At 44.7% G+C, this 19751-nt stretch carries 18 protein-coding genes; 11 read left to right on the top strand and 7 right to left on the bottom strand.

Going from position 1 to position 19751, the window contains the following annotated elements; genetic code table 11:
* Positions 1-32: 32 nt before the first annotated feature.
* Positions 33-1529, top strand: coding sequence for a lysine--tRNA ligase (gene lysS / locus ABXT42_RS09725; RefSeq protein ID WP_443627956.1), 1497 nt, complete (start codon positions 33-35; stop codon positions 1527-1529).
* Positions 1530-1544: 15 nt separating this feature from the next.
* Positions 1545-2294, top strand: a complete 750-nt coding sequence (gene ung, locus ABXT42_RS09720; RefSeq protein ID WP_443627955.1) for a uracil-DNA glycosylase — start codon at positions 1545-1547, stop codon at positions 2292-2294.
* Positions 2295-2308: 14 nt separating this feature from the next.
* Here ung and ygfZ read toward each other — a convergent pair whose 3' ends face one another.
* Positions 2309-3265 carry a CAF17-like 4Fe-4S cluster assembly/insertion protein YgfZ gene (ygfZ, locus tag ABXT42_RS09715; protein ID WP_443627954.1) on the bottom strand — a complete coding sequence of 319 codons (957 nt, stop codon included), beginning with the start codon at positions 3263-3265 and terminating at the stop codon, positions 2309-2311.
* 102 nt (positions 3266-3367) lie between these two features.
* On the opposite strand from ygfZ, the gene ABXT42_RS09710 reads away from it, so the two are divergent.
* Together ABXT42_RS09710 and ABXT42_RS09705 are read left to right on the top strand one after the other, a co-directional pair.
* Positions 3368-3634 carry an FAD assembly factor SdhE gene (locus ABXT42_RS09710; protein ID WP_443627953.1) on the top strand — a complete coding sequence of 89 codons (267 nt, stop codon included), beginning with the start codon at positions 3368-3370 and terminating at the stop codon, positions 3632-3634.
* On the top strand, positions 3606-4049 hold the full coding sequence (locus ABXT42_RS09705) for a hypothetical protein (protein WP_443627952.1): 444 nt from the start codon (positions 3606-3608) through the stop codon (positions 4047-4049). Before ABXT42_RS09710 ends, ABXT42_RS09705 begins: the two co-directional genes overlap by 29 nt.
* On the opposite strand, the gene nadB is transcribed toward ABXT42_RS09705, so the two are convergent.
* On the bottom strand, positions 4030-5634 hold the full coding sequence (gene nadB / locus ABXT42_RS09700; RefSeq protein WP_443627951.1) for an L-aspartate oxidase: 1605 nt from the start codon (positions 5632-5634) through the stop codon (positions 4030-4032). The two genes, ABXT42_RS09705 and nadB, sit on opposite strands and share 20 nt — an antisense overlap.
* 214 nt (positions 5635-5848) lie before the next feature.
* Here nadB and rpoE point away from each other — a divergent pair, with 214 nt between their 5' ends.
* From rpoE to ABXT42_RS09680, 4 genes are all read left to right on the top strand, one after another.
* On the top strand, positions 5849-6451 hold the full coding sequence (gene rpoE, locus ABXT42_RS09695) for an RNA polymerase sigma factor RpoE (RefSeq protein WP_443627950.1): 603 nt from the start codon (positions 5849-5851) through the stop codon (positions 6449-6451).
* Between the two features lie 90 nt (positions 6452-6541).
* A complete protein-coding gene (locus tag ABXT42_RS09690; RefSeq protein WP_443627949.1) occupies positions 6542-7423 on the top strand; it encodes a MucB/RseB C-terminal domain-containing protein in 882 nt (293 codons plus the stop codon).
* Positions 7424-7451: 28 nt separating this feature from the next.
* Positions 7452-7952: a SoxR reducing system RseC family protein gene (locus ABXT42_RS09685; RefSeq protein WP_443627948.1), complete on the top strand. Its 501-nt coding sequence runs from the start codon at positions 7452-7454 to the stop codon at positions 7950-7952.
* A 160-nt stretch (positions 7953-8112) separates the two neighbouring features.
* Positions 8113-9540, top strand: coding sequence for a DegQ family serine endoprotease (locus ABXT42_RS09680; RefSeq protein ID WP_443627947.1), 1428 nt, complete (start codon positions 8113-8115; stop codon positions 9538-9540).
* A 59-nt stretch (positions 9541-9599) separates the two neighbouring features.
* Here the strand turns inward: ABXT42_RS09680 and pyk are convergent, their stop codons facing one another.
* Positions 9600-11048, bottom strand: a complete 1449-nt coding sequence (gene pyk, locus ABXT42_RS09675; protein WP_443627946.1) for a pyruvate kinase — start codon at positions 11046-11048, stop codon at positions 9600-9602.
* 60 nt (positions 11049-11108) lie between these two features.
* Positions 11109-12128 carry a type I glyceraldehyde-3-phosphate dehydrogenase gene (gene gap, locus ABXT42_RS09670; RefSeq protein ID WP_443627945.1) on the bottom strand — a complete coding sequence of 340 codons (1020 nt, stop codon included), beginning with the start codon at positions 12126-12128 and terminating at the stop codon, positions 11109-11111.
* Between the two features lie 139 nt (positions 12129-12267).
* On the opposite strand from gap, the gene edd reads away from it, so the two are divergent.
* Genes edd through pgi form a run of 3 tightly spaced genes read left to right on the top strand, consistent with a single transcriptional unit; the run spans position 12268 to position 16711 of the window.
* Positions 12268-14070: a phosphogluconate dehydratase gene (edd, locus tag ABXT42_RS09665; RefSeq protein WP_443627944.1), complete on the top strand. Its 1803-nt coding sequence runs from the start codon at positions 12268-12270 to the stop codon at positions 14068-14070.
* Between the two features lie 33 nt (positions 14071-14103).
* Complete coding sequence (gene glk, locus ABXT42_RS09660) at positions 14104-15084, top strand: glucokinase (RefSeq protein WP_443627943.1); 981 nt, start codon at positions 14104-14106, stop codon at positions 15082-15084.
* Positions 15071-16711 carry a glucose-6-phosphate isomerase gene (gene pgi, locus ABXT42_RS09655; RefSeq protein ID WP_443627942.1) on the top strand — a complete coding sequence of 547 codons (1641 nt, stop codon included), beginning with the start codon at positions 15071-15073 and terminating at the stop codon, positions 16709-16711. The genes glk and pgi overlap by 14 nt, the downstream gene beginning before the upstream one ends.
* Before the next feature lie 95 nt (positions 16712-16806).
* On the opposite strand, the gene ABXT42_RS09650 is transcribed toward pgi, so the two are convergent.
* From ABXT42_RS09650 to zwf, 3 genes are read right to left on the bottom strand one after another with little or no spacing between them, the layout of a single operon-like run.
* Positions 16807-17478 (bottom strand): bifunctional 4-hydroxy-2-oxoglutarate aldolase/2-dehydro-3-deoxy-phosphogluconate aldolase, encoded by a 672-nt coding sequence (locus ABXT42_RS09650; RefSeq protein ID WP_443627941.1) that lies wholly within the window; start codon positions 17476-17478, stop codon positions 16807-16809.
* On the bottom strand, positions 17479-18192 hold the full coding sequence (gene pgl, locus ABXT42_RS09645) for a 6-phosphogluconolactonase (protein ID WP_443627940.1): 714 nt from the start codon (positions 18190-18192) through the stop codon (positions 17479-17481). It abuts the gene before it with no gap.
* Complete coding sequence (gene zwf, locus ABXT42_RS09640) at positions 18182-19696, bottom strand: glucose-6-phosphate dehydrogenase (protein ID WP_443627939.1); 1515 nt, start codon at positions 19694-19696, stop codon at positions 18182-18184. Before zwf ends, pgl begins: the two co-directional genes overlap by 11 nt.
* Positions 19697-19751: the final 55 nt, after the last annotated feature.

The raw sequence follows: 19751 nt of genomic DNA, 5'->3' as shown, positions 1-19751 counted from the left end.
AAACACATTACCCAATAGTAGAACCAAGACCTATGAATGATACTAACGAAAGTTTAATGCAAGACGACAACAAACTCATTGCTGAGCGTCGTGCCAAATTAGCCAAGCGCCGCGAAGCAGGGAATGCCTTTCCTAATGATTTTCGTCGTGACAGCTACGCCCAAGATTTACAAGATGCCCACGGCGAAAAAGATAAACCCCAGTTAGAAGAATTGGCTATACCGGTAAAGGTGGCAGGACGTATCATTCGTAATCGTGGTGCGTTCATGGAAATTCAGGACGTGTCTGGTCGTATCCAGCTTTATGTCAATCGTAAAGCCCTAACGCCAGAACAGCTAGCCGAGCTTAAAACCTGGGACCTAGGTGACATTGTGGGTGTAGTAGGGGTATTACAAAAATCTGGCAAAGGTGATTTGTTTGTAGATATGTCAGACCCACAGCTATTAACTAAAGCCCTGCGTCCACTGCCTGATAAGCATCATGGCCTTGCAGACCAAGAGATGCGTTATCGCCAACGTTACGTAGACCTTATTGTTAATGAAGAGTCTCGCAAAACCTTTGTAATCAGAACCCGCGTGGTAGAAGCTATTCGCCAATATTTAATTGCTCGCGAATTTATGGAAGTAGAAACACCCATGATGCAGGTGATTCCCGGTGGAGCATCTGCCCGCCCATTTATTACTCATCATAATGCCCTTGATCGTGATATGTATTTGCGTGTTGCTCCAGAGCTTTACCTTAAACGCTTGGTGGTAGGTGGTTTTGAGCGCGTGTTTGAAATTAATCGCAACTTTCGTAACGAAGGTCTCTCTACGCGTCATAACCCAGAATTCACTATGCTGGAATTTTACTGGTCTTATGCAGATTTTCGCGACTTAATGGATTTAACAGAAGGCATGCTGCGACATATTGCAGAGTCTGTACTGGGTAATAGTAAAGTTACTTATCAAGGCAGCGAGTATGACTTTGCGCAGCCGTTTAAACGTATTTCTGTGTTTGATTCTATCTTACATTACAACCCTACCATTAAAGCTTCTCAGTTAGCTGATGAAGCCGGTGCACGTGCTATTGCTGAAGAGCTTGGTATTCCACTTAAGCCTTATTATGGTTTAGGTAAGGTGCAGATTGAGATCTTTGAAAAGACAGTAGAAGATCGTTTAGATCAGCCAACGTTTATCACTGAGTACCCTGCAGAGGTGTCACCTTTAGCAAGGCGTAATGACCTTGATCCGTTTGTGACAGATCGGTTTGAGTTTTTTGTAGGTGGTCGTGAGATTGCTAACGGTTTCTCAGAGCTAAATGATGCTGAAGACCAAGCTGAACGATTCTTGGCTCAAGTAGCCGAAAAAGATGCGGGAGATGATGAAGCTATGCATTACGATGCAGACTATATAGCCGCTTTAGAATACGGCATGCCTCCTACAGCAGGTGAAGGTATTGGTATAGACCGTTTGGTGATGTTATTCACTGATGCCCCGTCTATTCGCGATGTGTTGTTGTTTCCGCACATGCGCCCTGAAGCTAAATAGTAGAACTGTTAAAAAATGGCTCAGTCCATTTGGCAAAATGCACACTTACACCAGCTCGATAAGAGCTGGCTTAAGGTGCTAGAGCCTTGTTTACTTCAGCCTGAGCTTAATGCTTTGGCTGCCTTTTTGCAGCAGCAGCTAGATCAAAAGATTGCTTTGCTACCTAAACAAAGTGATTGGTTTAACGCCTTTAAACTTACCCCATTGCAGCAAGTTAAAGTGGTGATTTTAGGTCAAGATCCCTATCACGGATTTGAACAAGGCCAACCCCAAGCCCATGGCTTAAGTTTCTCTGTGAATCAAAGTGTTAAGACACCTCCGTCTTTACGTAATATCCTTAAAGAGCTCACTAATGATTTAGGTGTGCAGCCTGCCACGCATGGCAATTTAAGCCAGTGGGCACAGCAAGGTGTGTTGTTGCTTAACACAGTGCTCACAGTAGAGCATAGTCAAGCAGGTGCGCATCAGGGCAAAGGTTGGGAGTATCTTACGGACACTGTTATTAGTGCAATCAGCCAGCAATGTGATGGCGTGGTGTTTATGCTGTGGGGAAAACCAGCCCAAGCTAAGGCTGGCCTTATCGATGCAAGCAAACACTGCGTGCTTGAAACGGTGCATCCTTCTCCGTTATCAGCGTATCGGGGTTTTTTTGGCTGCGCGCACTTCTCAAAGGCCAATGCCTATATAACACAGCGCGGCCAAAGCCCTATAGATTGGCAGCGCACTCCAGTGTTAGCAGAGCCTAGCCAATTTGTGTTGCTTTAACTCCATCACTTTAACTATAGCTTAATGCGCTCAAAGACTTGTGGATCAATTTCATAAGGCAGAGGCACTAAATTTATGATTGCGCCGTCTTGCTCATGCAGATTAAGTGTGTCTTCTTGTGCTTCTGTACGATTTATAACTGCAGTAAACTCGTAGTTGTTGCCGCCAGTTGAGGCAACGCTGGTTATGCGGCCTACATTTTTTCGCTTGGTGGCATCAATTTGTTGGCCCACCTTTAAAGCGATAGGTGAGCTTGCTTGTCCTATCAGTAAATGTCGTTTAAGTTTACCTAAATACTGCATACGGGCCACGATTTCTTGCCCAGTATAACAGCCCTTTTTAAAGTCAATTGCGCCTGTGGCTTGTAAGTTGAGCATCTGTGGCACATAGCTGTCACTAATTTCTGGGGTTACGTAAACGAGGCCATTATTGATTTGTTTAGCTTCCCACGCACTCATATCGGCTAATTTTGCTTGTTGTTCAAGCTGGACCATTATTTTTGATTTGTGGCTAGGGCTACAATAGACAATAAATTCTTTGCTATTGGCGTCATTGCTCCATACTAAGTAGTTAAGATCTTGTATGCATGACATTTGCTCTTGTGGAGCTAAACCGAATACCAGAGTAATGCATGCCATAGCCTCATCACCCCACACTGCAAATCGGCTCCAGTCACTACTTGCATCTTGCAGCTGAGCTTTAGAGAATACTATGTACTTGGACATCGCCCTTTGCACGCTTTCTACCATAGTTATGGGCATATGCATGAGTAAAGTGTCGGCATGTGTGACTAAGTTGAAGTTGGCAATGACATTGCCCTTTGGAGTGCAGTACGCACCAGCTTGGCCAAAAGACTGTGTCACCTTGGTAACATCACAGGTGATTTGGCCTTGTAAAAATTTTTGTGCATCGGGGCCAGACAAGCTCAGGCTACCAAAATGATCTAGCGGGCAAAAATAGGTTTGTTTCATGTTGTTAATAATCTAAATATGGATGCCTAGCAGGCATAGTTGGACAGTTTGCGCTAAAATTACGCCATGTGTACATGGTATGGGTTAAGACAGAGGAATTCAATGTTGAATCAAACAGAATTAAAGCGGCAAATTTGGCACAGTCGTCGTGGCATGCTGGAATTAGATGTTTTACTGGGGCCATTTGCCGCTAATGTGTTGCCTTCTATCAGTTCGCAAGAGCAACAAACCTATGTGAGATTGTTGGGCCAGCAAGATCCAGACCTATTTACCTGGTTTATGGGGCACGGTGCGAGTGGAGATGCAGACCTTGATGCCATGGTTAAGTTGGTTAAAGACTATGCTAAGTCGAGCCAAGTTTCAGCTTAAGGCTTCACCACACCTTGCTTTAGTGGCAGGTGTTGTTTGGCTAGCTTTGAGCCTTTGTGGCTGGGGTATATTAGGAAACGTGTGGTTGGCGTTAGCTTATGCGTTGTTTGCTGGGGGTATGAGCTGGTATTGGGTTTGGCGCTGGGCTTTACTTAAATCTAGCACCAGCGTAGTTGCTGTCAGCTGGACTGCGGATGATTTTTGCTGTTATCTAAAAAATGGTGAGCAAGTGAGTGGGCAAATCATGCCCAAATCAGCCTTTAATCCTTATTTTATTACCTTATATATTAGGCTTTCAGATGGGCAGCAGTTTTGGTGGCCACTTCTGGCTGACAGTGGCCCCCCAGACATGTTGCGTAAATTAAGAGTGTTTGGCCGTTGGCATATCCAAATCCCTACTGCCAATCAAAATTAGTAGGTGTCATGATCGTGTTACGGGCGGTTTTTTGGGTGTCTGGATAGTCTAATGTGTAGTGTAAACCACGGCTTTCTTTGCGTTGCTGGGCACTATGAATAATAAGTGAGGCCACCAAGGCCAAATTGCGTAATTCTATAAGGTCTGGGCTTACGCGATAATTACTATAAAACTCATCTATCTCACTAAGTAGCAACTCTACACGGTGCTTTGCTCTGGTTAAGCGTTTGTCTGTGCGAACTATCCCCACATAGTCCCACATAAAGCGACGTAATTCGTCCCAGTTATGAGAGATGATTACGTCTTCATCTGAGTCTTTTACTTGGCTTTCATCCCAGGTAGGAATAGTGCGTTTAGGTGGGGTTTCGCTCCAATTTTTTTCGATGTGCTTTGCCGCAGCGTGGCCATAAACGAAACATTCCAATAATGAGTTGCTTGCTAATCGATTAGCACCATGCAAGCCTGTAAAAGCGGTTTCGCCAACAGCGTATAGGCCTTCAATATCAGTCATACCGTCTTGATTGGTAATAATGCCGCCACAGGTATAGTGTGCAGCAGGCACTACAGGAATAGGATCTTTAGCAATGTCTATGCCCAGTTCCATGCAGCGTTGGTAAATGTTGGGAAAATGAGATTGGATAAACTCACGTCCACGATGGCTAATGTCTAAATAAACGCAGTCATCACCAAGGCGTTTCATTTCGTGGTCTATGGCACGGGCAACAATATCTCGTGGGGCTAGCTCTAAGCGGTCATCAAAGCGCTGCATAAATGGCTCACCATTAGCCAATACTAACTTTCCACCTTCACCACGGATAGCCTCAGTGATCAAAAATGATTTGGCTTGTGAGTGATACAAACAGGTAGGGTGGAACTGATTAAACTCCATGTTAGCTACACGGCAACCTGCACGCCAAGCCATAGCTATACCGTCACCAGACGAGCCATCTGGATTGCTCGTATAAAGATACACTTTACTGGCACCGCCTGTGGCTAAAATGACACACTGTGCTTTAAACGTGTTGACGTGGCCCGTTTGTTGATTTAATACGTAGGCGCCTACACAGCGGTTGCCTGGCAATCCTAGTTTCGCATTAGTAATTAAGTCAACAGCTACCTGATGAGATAACAAGTCTAAGTTTTTGGCCTCTGTCGCTCGTTCTAGCAGGGTTGTGGTCACTGCTCGACCAGTCCAGTCTGCCGCGTGAATGATACGCCTATGACTATGACCACCTTCTTGGGTCAGATGGTATCCTGTTGGGTCTGCATCGTCTTGAGTAAAGGGTACGCGCTGACCAATAAGCCAATCAATACTGGCTTTTGCTTGCTCTACGGTAAATTGGATGGCTTCTGGATTGCCAAGGTGAGCACCTGCTATTAAGGTGTCTTGGATGTGATCATCTATGCGATCTTGTTGGTCAAGTACTGCTGCAATGCCACCTTGCGCCCAACCTGAAGCACCAGCGTTTAGTTCGTTTTTACTTATTACAGCGACCTTGCGAGTTGCGGCCAATTTTAAACCTAAGCTAAGCCCGGCAGCGCCGGAACCTATAATAAGCACGTCGTATTGAAAGTCTTGTTGCATAAGGTTGCTGTTGTTGTAATTCGCTAAAGTCTTCGATTATAGCTTGGCTAGACCTAAGGTGAAATGCTTATTGTTATCGCAGATATGTTTTAACTGGTTAGATTTACTCTGAACTAGTGTCTACAAGGCTAATCTGTTGTACTCTTATTAGGCTATTAAATTGCTAGCGAATCGCAATTTGTGTACTGAGCCAAATTTAGATAAGGAAACCTAAGTGCCCATTGAAAAGGCCCCACCTAATTCAGTCTCATCTGACCAGCAGCTTGTAGAACGAGTGCAAGCTGGGGATAAGCGCGCCTTTGACTTATTGGTTCTTAAATACCAACACAAAATCATCAGTTTAGTGGGTCGTTATGTGAAGGATCATCATGAGGCCATGGACGTCAGTCAAGAGGCATTCATTAAAGCCTATCGTGCGTTGGCTAATTTCCGCGGTGATAGTCAGTTTTATACATGGCTCTACCGCATTGCCATTAACACGGCAAAAAACTATTTAGTATCTCGGTCTCGCAGACCACCAGATGTTGATGTAGAAGCTAATGAATACGGCGACTATGGTAGTGCAGATGTCATGGCAGACGTGGATACCCCAGAAAATTTGATGGCTCGTGATCAGCTTCAAGATAAGGTGTTTGCCACCCTAGACAAGCTGCCAGAAGACCTTAAGACTGCGCTTACATTGAGAGAGTTTGAAGGTATGAGTTATGAAGAAATTGCACAAGTAATGGACTGCCCCGTGGGCACTGTGCGTTCGCGTATATTTAGAGCTCGTGAGGCAATTGACAAAGAAGTAGCAAAACTTATGGATCGTGATTAGCGTTCTGTGAAGATAGTGTAAAAATAACATTGAACCAAACCAGACTTTTGGCGTCCAAACTGCCGTAAGCAAAATTTAGGAAGCGATATTTTGGCACCAACACAAACTAAACACACCCGCAACAGTGATGCACAACTAGTGCGTGAATCATTATCTGCAGTAATGGATGATGTTGCGCAGCCGCTTGAGCTTCAGCGCGTACTCAAAGCCTGTGAGAGTGATGAGCAAGTAAGGTTGCAGTGGGCTCGTTACCAACTAGCTAGTGCTGCACTAAAACGTGAAGCAAGTATAGCCTCTGTATCATTAGATTTTTCAGATCGGGTGCGTCAAGCGATCGTGGCAGAGCCGTGCTATGCGCAACAATCTTTTGCTGCACCTAACAATCAAGCATCTAAAGTAAGCTATTTAGATCGTTTCTGGCAGCCTGTTGCCGGTTTGGCTGTAGCAGCAAGTGTGACTATGGTTATGGTCCTTGGCGCCCAGCGTATTGGTATATCGGCTGTGCCACAAGTAATTCCTGCCCAGCAAGGCGTTGTGTTGTTAGAGCCCAGAAATAGCAATAACAGTATTGCGCTATTTAGCACGGGTGTCGCTTCTGCGAGTGTAGATAACGTTAATGATATCATTCGTTTGCAAGCACCCATAGAAGCGGCTAACGCAGCGGATGCAACTTGGTCAGCGGCAAATTTACCGACTGGTTTTGTACTAACCCAACGCAGCTTAGATACCTCAAACCAAGTGGCAAGGGAAGTGCTTACTTATAGTGATGGCATTGATAACTTTACGCTTTATGTTGAAGCATTAAATGGCCGCACCATTCCTGAAGGCCATACCTTTGCTGGTTCCAATCTCGTTTTAGGCCAAACGATTACGCATAATGGCAGCTCAATGTTTATCACCTTGGTTGGCCAATTAAGTTTAGCGCAAGGCGAGCAAGTGGCCAGCTCTGTGGTATCCTTTACAGCCCAATAAACGCCTTTTAAGGCTGTAGGGCTGAATTATGTCTAATGCACACGACTCAATGATCGAGCAAGTTGCCCACGTCCATGCCATTGATCAAAGCTCAGTATGGCTTGATACAATTCGCCTGAGCACGTGTAAATCTTGCAGCATGAAAAGTGGCTGTGGCCAACGACTCATGAACCAAGCGACAGATTGTAAGCGTTCGCGTATCCAGTTGCCCATGCCTTTGGCTATGTCCTTAAGTGTGGGCGATGAAGTGGTTCTTGGTATCCCTCAAAACGCCTTTATTAAAGCCAGCTTGCTAACCTTTGCTATGCCTTTGGTAACAATGCTTGGGTGTGCTTTGTTAGCTCAGTGGCTGAGATTGTCTGAGCCTGTTACAGTCATTGTAGCGTTGCTAGGATTAGGTCTTGGTTTGTTGCTGCTGCGCTGGTACAGCCAAAGTGATTCTGTTATTAACTCTAATCAGTGGCAGCCAGTAATCCTTCGCCAGCAAAGCAGTGTTCAGGTGCAGGAACTTCATTTCACGACTGATTAACACCAAATATTTATACATATAATTGTATATCAGCACATGCTTCTGCAAAGCTTTGAAAGTTTTTTGTAAATGAGCTCTATAGTGCCCTTAGCTCGTTAAAACTGCCGTATGATTATGAGTAATATATTTTTACCATATGAATAGATGGAGACGCGTTCTGATGAAAAAATTCACTTTGCACTATAAACTGAGCGCGTTGTTGTTGCTCGTCATGTTGTCGTCCAGCTTTTCACAAGCTCAACAATTTCCAGACTTTACAATACTTGTTGAAAAAGCATCTCCTGCTGTGGTTAACATTAGTACTGTGCGTAACAACACCCAAAGGTTTAGAGGTAATCAACCCCAAGCTCCCAACCAGGGCCAGGTGCCTGAAATTTTCAAAGACTTTTTTGCTCCCAAGTCTCCTCAGCAACCCTCGCAACCCCCTCAGCAAAGGCGTGCGCCTCAAGCCCAGTCTACAGGCTCAGGCTTTCTGATCAGTGCAGATGGCTACATTCTTACCAACGATCATGTGGTTAAGGGGGCCGAAAAAATTATTGTCGCTTTAGGTGATCGTCGTGAAATGGAAGCGGAACTTGTGGGTAGCGATCCACGCTCTGACTTAGCTTTATTAAAAATTGACGCACAAGGGCTGCCGTTTTTGACCATGGCAGACTCAGATAAGTTGAAAGTGGGGGAGTGGGTGCTTGCTATTGGATCTCCCTTTGGTTTTGATTACTCAGTCACCGCGGGCATTGTGAGTGCTAAAGGGCGAGGTCTTCGCTCAGAAACTTATGTGCCCTTTATTCAAACAGACGTGGCCATAAATCCAGGTAATTCAGGTGGCCCTTTATTTAATTTGGACGGAGAAGTGGTCGGTATTAACTCTCAAATCTATACCCGCTCAGGTGGTTTTATGGGTGTGAGTTTTGCTATTCCTAGTAATACAGCCTCCACCGTGGCCAAACAGCTGCGAGAAACAGGTCAAGTGGCGCGAGGTTGGCTGGGTGTGCAGATTCAAGAGGTCAGTCAAGACCTTGCAGAATCTTTTGGTTTGGATAAGGCTTCGGGTGCATTAATATCTCAAGTGCTAGACGATAGTCCAGCTTTTGCCGCGGGTCTACAAACAGGAGACGTGATTACCAAAATAGATGGGAATGATGTTGTCATGTCAGCTCAAGTGGCTCACTTTGTAGGAGCTATAGTGCCTCAAAGTACTGCTGTTATTAAGGTGATAAGAGATGGAGAGCTTATCGATGTGGATGTGTTGATTGGGCATCTGCCAAAAAATAAACTTAGCGCTTTAGGTAAAGTGGATAAGAGCCGCTATGTTGAGCGCATTGGTGTGCGGGTGGCTTCCTTGGCGCCAGAAAAGGCCCAGGAGTGGCGCATCCGTAATGGTGTAGATGTTACAGAAGTAGATGCTGGCGTGGCTCAGGAGCTTGGTTTGCAGGTTGGTGATGTGATCACCAGCATTGCTAATCAGCGCATCGCTAGTGTGGAACAGTTTGCTAGCTTAGCAAAAGCTCTGCCTAATAATCGATCTATTTCTTTGCGCATTGTGCGCCAAGGAATGCCACTGTTTGTGGCATTTAGGTTGAATGACTAAGCGCTGCAGTAAGCAGCGCCTAGTAAAATAACACAGCAGCTAGCATGCCAGCTGCTGTGTTATTGGATCAAATCACCAACACGTACTACTTTTAGCGTATTGGTGCCGCCATGAGCCTTCACATAATCGCCCTTAGATATGAGCACGATATCGCCATCTGTTACGATGCCTAATTTTTTTAGCTGCTCAACTGCCACGTGGTTTACTTGGTCGTTTTCAATGACCTTAGAATCAAATGGATGTGTAATTACACCCCGGTAAAGGCAAACACGGCGTTGTGTTTCAGCGTGAGAAGTGAAGGCAAAAATAGGTATGCCTGAGCTAATGCGTGACATCAGTAGTGGGGTTTTTCCCCTTTGGGTCATACAAATAATGGCCTTTACGCCATCCAAGTGGTTTGCCGCATACATAGCGCTTAGTGCGACGCTTTCATAAATGCTGTGTACTGCGATGTCTAGCCTATGAGAAGACTTATGGGCGTTTCTGTGCTGTTCAGCGCCTAGACATACTCTAGCCATAGCTTCAACTGTTTGAGCCGGGTAATCGCCTACGGCTGTTTCGGCTGACAGCATAACGGCATCGGTGCCATCCATCACTGCATTGGCTACATCGGATACTTCAGCCCGCGTAGGCATTGGGCTTGTAATCATCGACTCCATCATCTGTGTTGCCGTGATCACAATGCGGTTTAGTTTTCGTGTGTGCTTAATAATGTCTTTTTGAACACCTACTAGCATGGCATCGCCAATTTCTACAGCTAAGTCTCCACGGGCAACCATAATGCCCTCTGAGGCTAAGATGATGCCTTTTAATGTTTCGGTTTCAATAGCTTCTGCGCGTTCAATTTTAGCAATCAAGCCAGCATTACTGTTGGCTTTTTCTAGTAAAGCGCGAGCTTCATTCATGTCGCCAGCATTTCTTACAAATGAAATAGCAATGTAATCTGCACCAATTTCTGCGGCAGTAATAAGATCTGCACGATCTTTGTCTGTTAGAGCCGGGGCTGATAAGCCTCCACCTTGAAGGTTGATACCTTTGTTGTTAGAAAGAGGGCCGCCTACTTCTACAGTAGTGTGAACTGTGTTTTGCTCTACGCGAACAACTTTAAGCACTATTCGGCCATCGTCTAATAATAAGATGTCATCTTGGTGCAGATCTTTACCTAGTTCAGGAAAGTCTAAGCCGACGGCTTGTTCGGTTCCAGCTTCTAGATCCATACCTGGGTCTAGAATAAAGTTTTGTCCATTGGTTAGCTGCACTTTATTATTTATAAAGCGTGCGATCCGTACTTTGGGGCCTTGCAAGTCTGCCAGTATAGCGACGTGACGACCTACTTTTGCAGCAGCTTTAAGCACGGTTTGCGCACGTTTTTTGTGATCTTCAGCACTGCCGTGTGAGAAGTTAAGGCGCACGACATCGGTCCCTGCAGCGATGATTTTTTCAAGGGCTTCTTGGCTGCTAGTAGCGGGGCCTAATGTGGCAACAATTTTTGTGCGTCTTAAGCTCATGGTGTTTTTTTTATCCTTAATAGTGTGTAGATTTATTTGGGTTGTTTCAAAAGTGTTAGATTAGCGAGCCATTAGCGCTAAGCTTGTGTCTAGCATTCTGTTACAGAATCCCCATTCGTTATCATACCACGACATCACCTTTACTAACTTGCCTTGAACACAGGTTTGGCTGCTGTCAAAACATGAAGACATTGAGTTGTGATTGAAGTCTACAGAGACGAGTGGCTTGTTAACATACTCCATAACATGGCCCAAATGAGGGTTGTTAGAAATAGCGTCATGAATCGCTTTGTTAACCGTTTGCGCATCGGTATCAATACTGCTGATGAAGGTAAGATCTACTACGGAAACGTTGATGGTTGGCACGCGCATAGCCATGCCATTTAATCGTCCAGCTAGTTCTGGCAACACTAAGCCGACAGCAGCTGCAGCACCAGTTTTAGTAGGAATCATAGACTGAGTCGCAGAGCGAGCCCGGTAAAGGTCTGAATGCATGCCGTCAGTAAGTAGCTGATCATTGGTATAAGAGTGAATGGTGGTCATTTGCCCCTGTTCAATACCAAATGCATCATTAAGTATTTTAGCCATTGGGGCTAAGCAGTTAGTGGTGCAGGATGCGTTTGAGATAATGCGTTCGTCACCTGTAAGAGTTTCGTGATTCACACCATATACAATGGTGGCATCTAAGTTTGTGCCAGGTGCGGATACAATTACTTTGCTTGCGCCTGCATCAATATGAGCTTGGCATTGTTCGCGTTTGGTGAATAGGCCGGTACACTCAAGGACCAGATCTACTTGTAATTCTCTCCAAGGTAGTTGGCTTGGATCACGCTGTTGAAAGAGTTTGATGCTGTCACCATTAATGAATAGGTGCTCATCGTTATGATCTACAGTTCCGTTAAAGCGGCCATGCACACTGTCAAATTCAAGCAAGTGAGCATTAGTTTTAGCTGGGCCTAAATCATTGATAGCTACTATTTCTAGTGCAGCATATGGGCTTGAATTTTGTTTTTCATATAAGGCGCGAACAATATTGCGGCCGATTCGGCCGAAGCCATTTATAGCAATGCGAATAGTCATTGTGGTTTTCCTGTAGTATCTATATGTTAGTAATATTACATACATATTGCCGGTATATCAAATATTTATACGTCTAATAGGTTTTATAATAAGCAGTAATTTGTTAATATTACTGAAATATATGCATAAAGGTGTTGTTATGAAGCAGGTTGTTGCTCAGGTTACTCAAGACATTATTGAACGCAGTAAGAAAAGTAGGGGAGACTACCTAGCTAATATAGATGCTGCTAAAGGCGGCAGGGTCAGTCGTTCAACATTGTCTTGCGGGAACTTGGCCCACGGTTTTGCAGCTTGCTCTCAGGATGATAAAGATCGACTGACTATGATGGACAGTGCTGATGTTGCCATTGTGTCGTCTTATAACGACATGCTTTCAGCTCATCAGCCATTTGAAAACTACCCGCAACTTATCAAAAAAGCGGTTAGAGACATGGGCAGTGTTGCACAATTTGCAGGTGGAGTGCCGGCGATGTGCGATGGTGTGACTCAGGGGCAGCCTGGTATGGAATTAAGCTTATTTAGTCGAGATGTGATTTCTATGTCTACGGCAGTAGCTTTGTCTCATAATATGTTTGATGCGGTACTTTGTTTAGGGGTGTGTGACAAAATTGTGCCAGGTCTGTTAATTGGTGCTTTAAGCTTTGGTCATTTGCCCGTGGTATTTGTACCTGCAGGGCCAATGCCATCAGGTTTACCAAACGCAGAAAAAGCACGCATCCGCCAGTTATATGCTGAAGGAAAAGTAGGCCGGGATGAACTGTTAGCGTGTGAGTCAGCCTCTTATCATAGTGCAGGGACTTGTACCTTTTATGGTACGGCTAATAGTAACCAGTTATTAATGGAAGTAATGGGATTACATTTACCAGGTTCATCATTTGTGGCACCAGATGGCACTATGAGAGATACCCTGACAATTGCAGCTGCCCAGCAAGCGGTTAAGCTTACTCATTCATCTGCACAGCAAAATTTAGCTCAAATCGTGTCAGAAAAAACGATAGTTAATGCCATTGTAGCTCTACTTACCACAGGGGGTTCTACTAACCACACGATCCATTTGATTGCAATTGCACGGGCTGCCGGTATTATTATTAACTGGGATGACTTTGATAAGTTATCTACTGTAGTGCCTAGTCTGACGCGTATATACCCAAATGGTGAGGCAGATATTAATGTCTTCCATGCAGCAGGTGGCGTGCCTTATTTAGTACAAACCTTACTAGAACATGGCTTATTACATGAAGATGTCGAAACAGTGATGGGCCATGGCCTTAGTCGCTATTGCCAAGAACCTAAGCTAAACGACGGTAAGTTGGTGTGGCAGGCTGCCCCAGAAACCAGTGCAGACACTGATGTATTAAGATCTGCAGACCAACCTTTTTCTCCTACAGGCGGTTTAGTAAGGTTAGAAGGTAATGTAGGACGTGGCGTCGCTAAAGTGTCAGCAGTTAAAACGCAGCATTGGTTGGTAGAAGCGCCTGCTAAGGTGTTTGATAATCAGTTAGAATTTGAAGATGCATTTAAGCAAGGCTTGTTAGAAGAAGATTTTATTGCAGTGCTTAGATTTCAAGGTCCACAAGCTTGTGGCATGCCAGAGCTACACAAACTAACGCCCTATTTAGGGGTGTTACAAGACCGTGGATTTAAGGTAGCGCTTGTGACTGATGGGCGTATGTCTGGTGCGTCTGGAAAAGTACCAGCTGCTATCCATGTTTACCCAGAAGCAAAAGCAGGTGGCACTATTGGTAAAATAGAAAATGGAGATATGATAAAGCTAGATTGCCACAATGGCAGCCTAGAGCTTATGGTAGATGCTGACGTCTTAGAAAAAAGAACTCAAGCTGCGCATAAAGAAGGCGTAACTGTAGGCATGGGCCGTGAGTTATTTGCTGGCATGCGCATGCAGGTTAGTGCCGCTGAATTAGGCGCTAGCACGTGTGTGTAATTATTTACTCCGATGACAAAGTGATGTACACCTATGCCTGACTATAATTTAGTCGCCGATGTTGGCGCTACCAACGCACGTTTTGCTTTAACACAAGCTGATGTGCCTGATTTACTAGATATTAAGATACTCCCTTGCGCAGATTATCCTAGCTTAGAGGCAGCCGTGTCTGCATATCTTTCTAGCACTAATGCTACGGGCTTGATCAGTAAAGCTTGTATTGCTATTGCGGGTACTGTGCATTTACCCCAGTTTTCGCTAGCCAACAACCATTGGCGTGTTAATAAAGCCAAGGTAGATGGAGCACTTGGAGTACAGGCGTTGTGGGTTAATGACTTTACTGCTCAAGCATGGGCCATGTCAAAAATCGCCACTGCAGATCTATGTCTAGTGAAGCAAGGGCAGGCGGTAGCAAAAGGTAATCGTTTGGTTATGGGGCCAGGCACAGGTATAGGTGTGGCAGGACTGGTTGCCCATGACCACGGTTGGTTGCCTGTCATGGGTGAGGGTGGCCATGTAGGCTTTGCACCAACGAATAAGCTGCAGGTGCAAGTGCTGGAATATATGTGGGGTAAATACGAACATGTGTCTACTGAGCGATTGCTATCAGGCTCTGGCATGATGGATCTATATCATGCAGTGGCACACATTAAATCTATGCCACCTAGTTTAAGTAGCCCTGCAGATATTTTACAACAAGCTCAGCTAGCCTCACCTGATGAGTTGGCCTATCAAGCACTGCGTACCTTTTGTGAAATGCTGGGTAATGCAGTGGCTAATGAAGCCTTAGCGTTTGGCGCGGTAGGTGGCGTTTATTTAACTGGTGGGATTTTACCACGCATGCAACAATTTTTACTAAGTAGCGATTTTATCCAAAGCTTTACTAATAAAGGCCGAACTTCTACTTATCTTCAGCAGATACCTATCTACCTCTGCATTGCAGAGCAACCGGGCCTAAACGGCGCCGTTATAGCACTTGATCACGAGTCACGGAGACACAATGTTACAGCTTGAAAAATCTAAACACTGGCAAAAATTGCAACAATTGGCAGTGCAGCACCGCAGTACTCACTTGCGTGAGCTATTTGCTAAAGAAGGTAATCGCTTTGAGACCTACTCGATTGAATTACCTAACTTATTATTAGACTACTCTAAAAACTGTTTGACGCCTGAAATAATGGATTCTCTGTTTGGCTTAGCTCAAGACATGGGTCTAAGCTCCTCTATAGAGCGCATGTACCGAGGCGCAAAGATTAACATTACTGAAGACCGGGCAGTGCTTCATACAGCGCTGCGTAACCGAAGTAATTCGCCAGTGTACGTCGATCAAACTAATGTGATGGATATGATCAATGACGAGCTGTCTCATATGCGTACGTTTGTTGAAAAAGTGCGCAGTGGCGAATGGCTTGGATATTCTGGCAAGCGCATAACAGATGTTGTTAACATTGGTATTGGTGGGTCTAACTTGGGGCCAAAAATGGTAACTCAAGCGCTTCGCTCTTATGCTGACTCTACTATACGTGTGCATTTTATATCTAACGTAGACGGCGTAGAGATTGCTGAAATTTTACGTCCTTTAAATGCGGAACAAGTTTTATTTGTAGTAGCGTCTAAAACCTTTACCACTAGCGAAACCATGACCAATGCACAAACTGCGCGTAATTGGCTTATGGCTTCGGCATTTGACGAACGTGCAGTACAGCAGCATTTTGTGGCGGTGTCTTCTAACACTGAAGCAGTGCAAGAATTTGGTATTGATGCAGGTTTTAGATTTTCCATGTGGGACTGGGTAGGTGGCCGATACTCTATTTGGTCAGCTATTGGTTTGCCGATTGCGTTATACCTAGGGTTTGATAAGTTTGAGCAACTATTAATCGGTGCTCATGATATGGATCTTCATTTTAGAGATGCCCCAGCGCAAAAGAATATGCCTACTATTATGGCATTAGTAGGTATATGGAATGGTCTACTACATGGGGCGCAAAGCCACGTAATTTTGCCCTATGACCAGCCTTTAGAAAGCTTCACTGACTATATTCAGCAGGCTGATATGGAAAGTAACGGTAAGCATGTGGATCGCCAAGGTAATCAAGTGGCATATCCGACGGCGTCTGTTGTGTGGGGTCAGTTGGGTATCGACGGGCAACATGCGTTTTATCAATTACTGCACCAAGGTAATGTGATTGTGCCAGCTGACTTTATAGGGTCATTAGCTAGCTCTACTCCTGTTAAAGGCCATCACGAAAACCTAATGGCTAACTTCTTTGCTCAAACTGAAGCGTTGATGAATGGTATTAGCGCCGAGGAAGTGAGAAGTCAGTTGGAAGTTCAAGGGTTAGACTCGGTAGAGCTTGAAAAGCTATTGCCCCATAAGGTGCATCAAGGTAACCGGCCTAGTAATACGGTATTACTTAAGCAGATTGATCCAAGAAACTTGGGCTCACTGATTGCACTTTATGAGCACAAAATATTTGCACAAGGTGTAATTTGGGATCTTTGTTCTTTTGACCAATGGGGTGTTGAGCTAGGAAAAACTCTAGCTAAAGGAATATTACAGGAAATTGAAGGAGAGGCTGGGCATCAGCATGATGACTCTACCAATGCGTTAATTGACTATTTTAAGGCTTCTCGTAATTAGAGCTTCTTTATAGGGCTCTTGTTATGGGAGTTTGTAGTTAGAAGGCGGTATTTTAGCCCTTTAAGTTTAAGCTTAAAGGGCTTTTTTTTGCCTTGTTAGTTTTTAGGTAGAGCTAGCGTACACGCTTTTTTAGCTAGGTCTTCTATAGCTTGCCAATTTTCCTGCTGCACTGCATCAGCAGGCGTTAGCCATGTTCCACCTACGCACATTACATTTTTTAGGGCTAAATATTCTGCCGCATTGGTAGGTTTGATGCCTCCGGTTGGGCAGAATTTCAGTTCGCTAATTGGGCCGCCAATGGCCTTTAAAAAGTCTACTCCGCCTACCACAGCTGCAGGAAATAGTTTAAACCTGCGATAACCTAGAGCCATCGCTTGCATAGCTTCACTTACGCTGCCAATGCCAGGCAATAAGGGTACTGTGCTTTGGCTAGCATATTTTAAAAGCTCGTCAGTAAAACCTGGACTTACAATGAAGTCAGCTCCAGCTTCTACACAAGCTTCATACTGCTGTGGCGTAATTACTGTGCCTGCTCCAATAATGGCATTGGGCAAAGCCTGTTTGAGCTGTTTAATAGCGGTTAGGCCGTAGTCACTGCGCAAAGTGATTTCTAAAACAACTAAGCCTCCATCCACTAAAGCTTTGCCAACGCCAATAGCTTGCTTGGCATTGTCTAAAGTAAGTACTGGAATAACAGGTGCGCTAGCACATATTTGATCTAATTTTTTTGTGTTACTTTGCATTAAAGTGGTAATTGAGCTGGTCATCTATGGGCACCAATGTATAAAAAGGGGTTTTTGAAAGAAAGTATAAACGGGCATCTGAAAGGGATCTTTTAGTTCCATAGCCTGCGCTAGCACTTGGAGTTTGCCACTGCCTTCAATATGTAAATGTGTATTTTTTGCAAGTTTTAATGTATTGGCTGTTAGAGTCATGCGATCAGTAGGCTCTACTGGTGCGCAGGTAGCGATACAAATATCTTGTGTGGAAAGTGCTTCGCTTAATGAAGGGCATAAGGGAAACAAGGAAGCAGTGTGTCCATCGTTACCCATACCCAGCACTAACACATCAAGTGGAAAATGCATGGATGAAAGTTCTTGTTGGCAGTGTTGTTGACCCTCGTATGCAGTCTTTTCTCCCGTATAAATGGGATAAAAAGTGGCGTCAGATGCTTCATTTTGTAATAACCAAGCCTTTATTAGCGCAGTGTTGCTGTTGCTGTCGCCTTCGGGCACCCAGCGTTCATCTGCAAGGGTAATATCTACCCGGTGCCAGTCAAGCTTTTGCTGGCTTAGTTGCTGTAGCATCGCTTTGGGCGTGCGACCGCCAGAGACTGCAAGGCTGGCTCTTGGCCTTTGCACTAAGGCATCGCGCAATTGGCCTGCAATAGTGGAGGCAAGTGTAGTGGCAAGAGTTTGTGCCGATACACTTTCTAACCACTCAATAGGGGCGCTCAGTATTGAGGGTTTATTAGTTTTCATCACAGTCTTCATACCAATGGTGTCCATACATTTGAATCATATCGAGGGCTTCTTGGGGCCCGGTACTTCCTACTGGGTAGGGCGCTAGGGATTTATTTCCAGACTGCCAACTGCGTCTTACTTGATCGCACCACTGCCAAGACAGTTCTACTTCGTCACGTCTTACAAATAAGCTTTGATTGCCTTTTATAGCTTCTAACAAGAGTCGTTCATAGGCATCTGGAATGCGAACATTAGTTTGTGTTTGTGCCAAATTTAGCTGCAGTGGGTCACGTCTAAGAAGCATGCCCGTGTCTATACCCTGCTCTTTGGTGAGCACTTGTAAGGCAATACTTTCAGAAGGTTGTAAGCGAATGACCAGTGTGTTTTTTGCAAGCTTGGCTTGATCTGGGTTAAAAATGAAGTGGTTGTGAGCTTTGTAGTGAATGATTATTTCAGTTACTTTGCTTTCCATGCGTTTACCGGTGCGCAAGTAAAAGGGTGTGCCGGTCCAGCGCCAGTTAGATACTTCTACACGCAAGGCAATAAAGGTTTCCGTGTCACTATTGGTGTTTGCGTCTGGTTCATTTAGGTAGCCAGGTGCAGGCTGCTGTTTAAACTGGCCATCAGTATATTGACCTAAGACTAGGTGATTGTTGATCGCATCTTCTTTAATAGGCTTTAGTGCGCGCAACACCTTAACTTTTTCATCACGTATGCTGTTAGCGTCAAGCTTTGATGGTGGGTCCATAGCGACCAAACATAAAAGCTGCATTAAGTGGTTTTGCACCATGTCACGCATTTGGCCAGCTTGGTCAAAATACCCCCAACGACCTTCAATGCCTACATCTTCTGCTACGCTTATTTCAACATAGTCGATGTATTGGTTATTCCACTGGTTTTCAAATAGTGGGTTGGCAAAGCGTAGGGCGATTAAATTTTGTACGGTCTCTTTGCCTAGGTAATGGTCGATACGGAATATTTGGCTTTCCTCAAAATATAAAGCCAATGCGTTGTTAATTACCTTAGATGAAGCAAGGTCGTGGCCAATGGGTTTTTCTACCACAATTCGGCTATGTTCGTTAATGGCGCCTGCCGTGTGCAAGTGTTGGCAGATGTCTTTATATAAGCTTGGTGGAGTTGCCAAGTAGTAAGTGACTTGTGGGTGCCAAGAGGTTAGGGCTTTTTCTAGGGCGACATAATCTTGCGCTTGGGTAAGGTCTACCTGGCAATAATGCAACCGTTGTAATAGTCCCGATAAGGAGCTAGGATCTAATTCATCTGCGCCAATGTATTGATTTAGTGTATGCTCAACGCGCAATCTTAATTCGGCGGTATTAATAGCGCTGCGAGCTACAGCCATGATGGCGAGCTCTGGGCTTAATAGCTTTGCATGTTCAAGTTGGTACAGAGCCGGCATGAGTTTTCGAAGTGATAAATCGCCTAATGCGCCAAACAAAACAAAACTATGGCTTAATATGCCTGTAGCTGATGTATGCTCATTAGATGATGGATTGTTCGGCATGGCTTGTATAACCTTGTATGTATATTGGACATGTAATAATACTATTAAACTTGCT

Origin of the sequence: Candidatus Njordibacter sp. Uisw_002 (assembly GCF_047730155.1) — a bacterium.
Lineage (GTDB): Bacteria > Pseudomonadota > Gammaproteobacteria > Pseudomonadales > Balneatricaceae > Njordibacter.
This window is presented reverse-complemented; position numbering and strand designations above follow the sequence as displayed.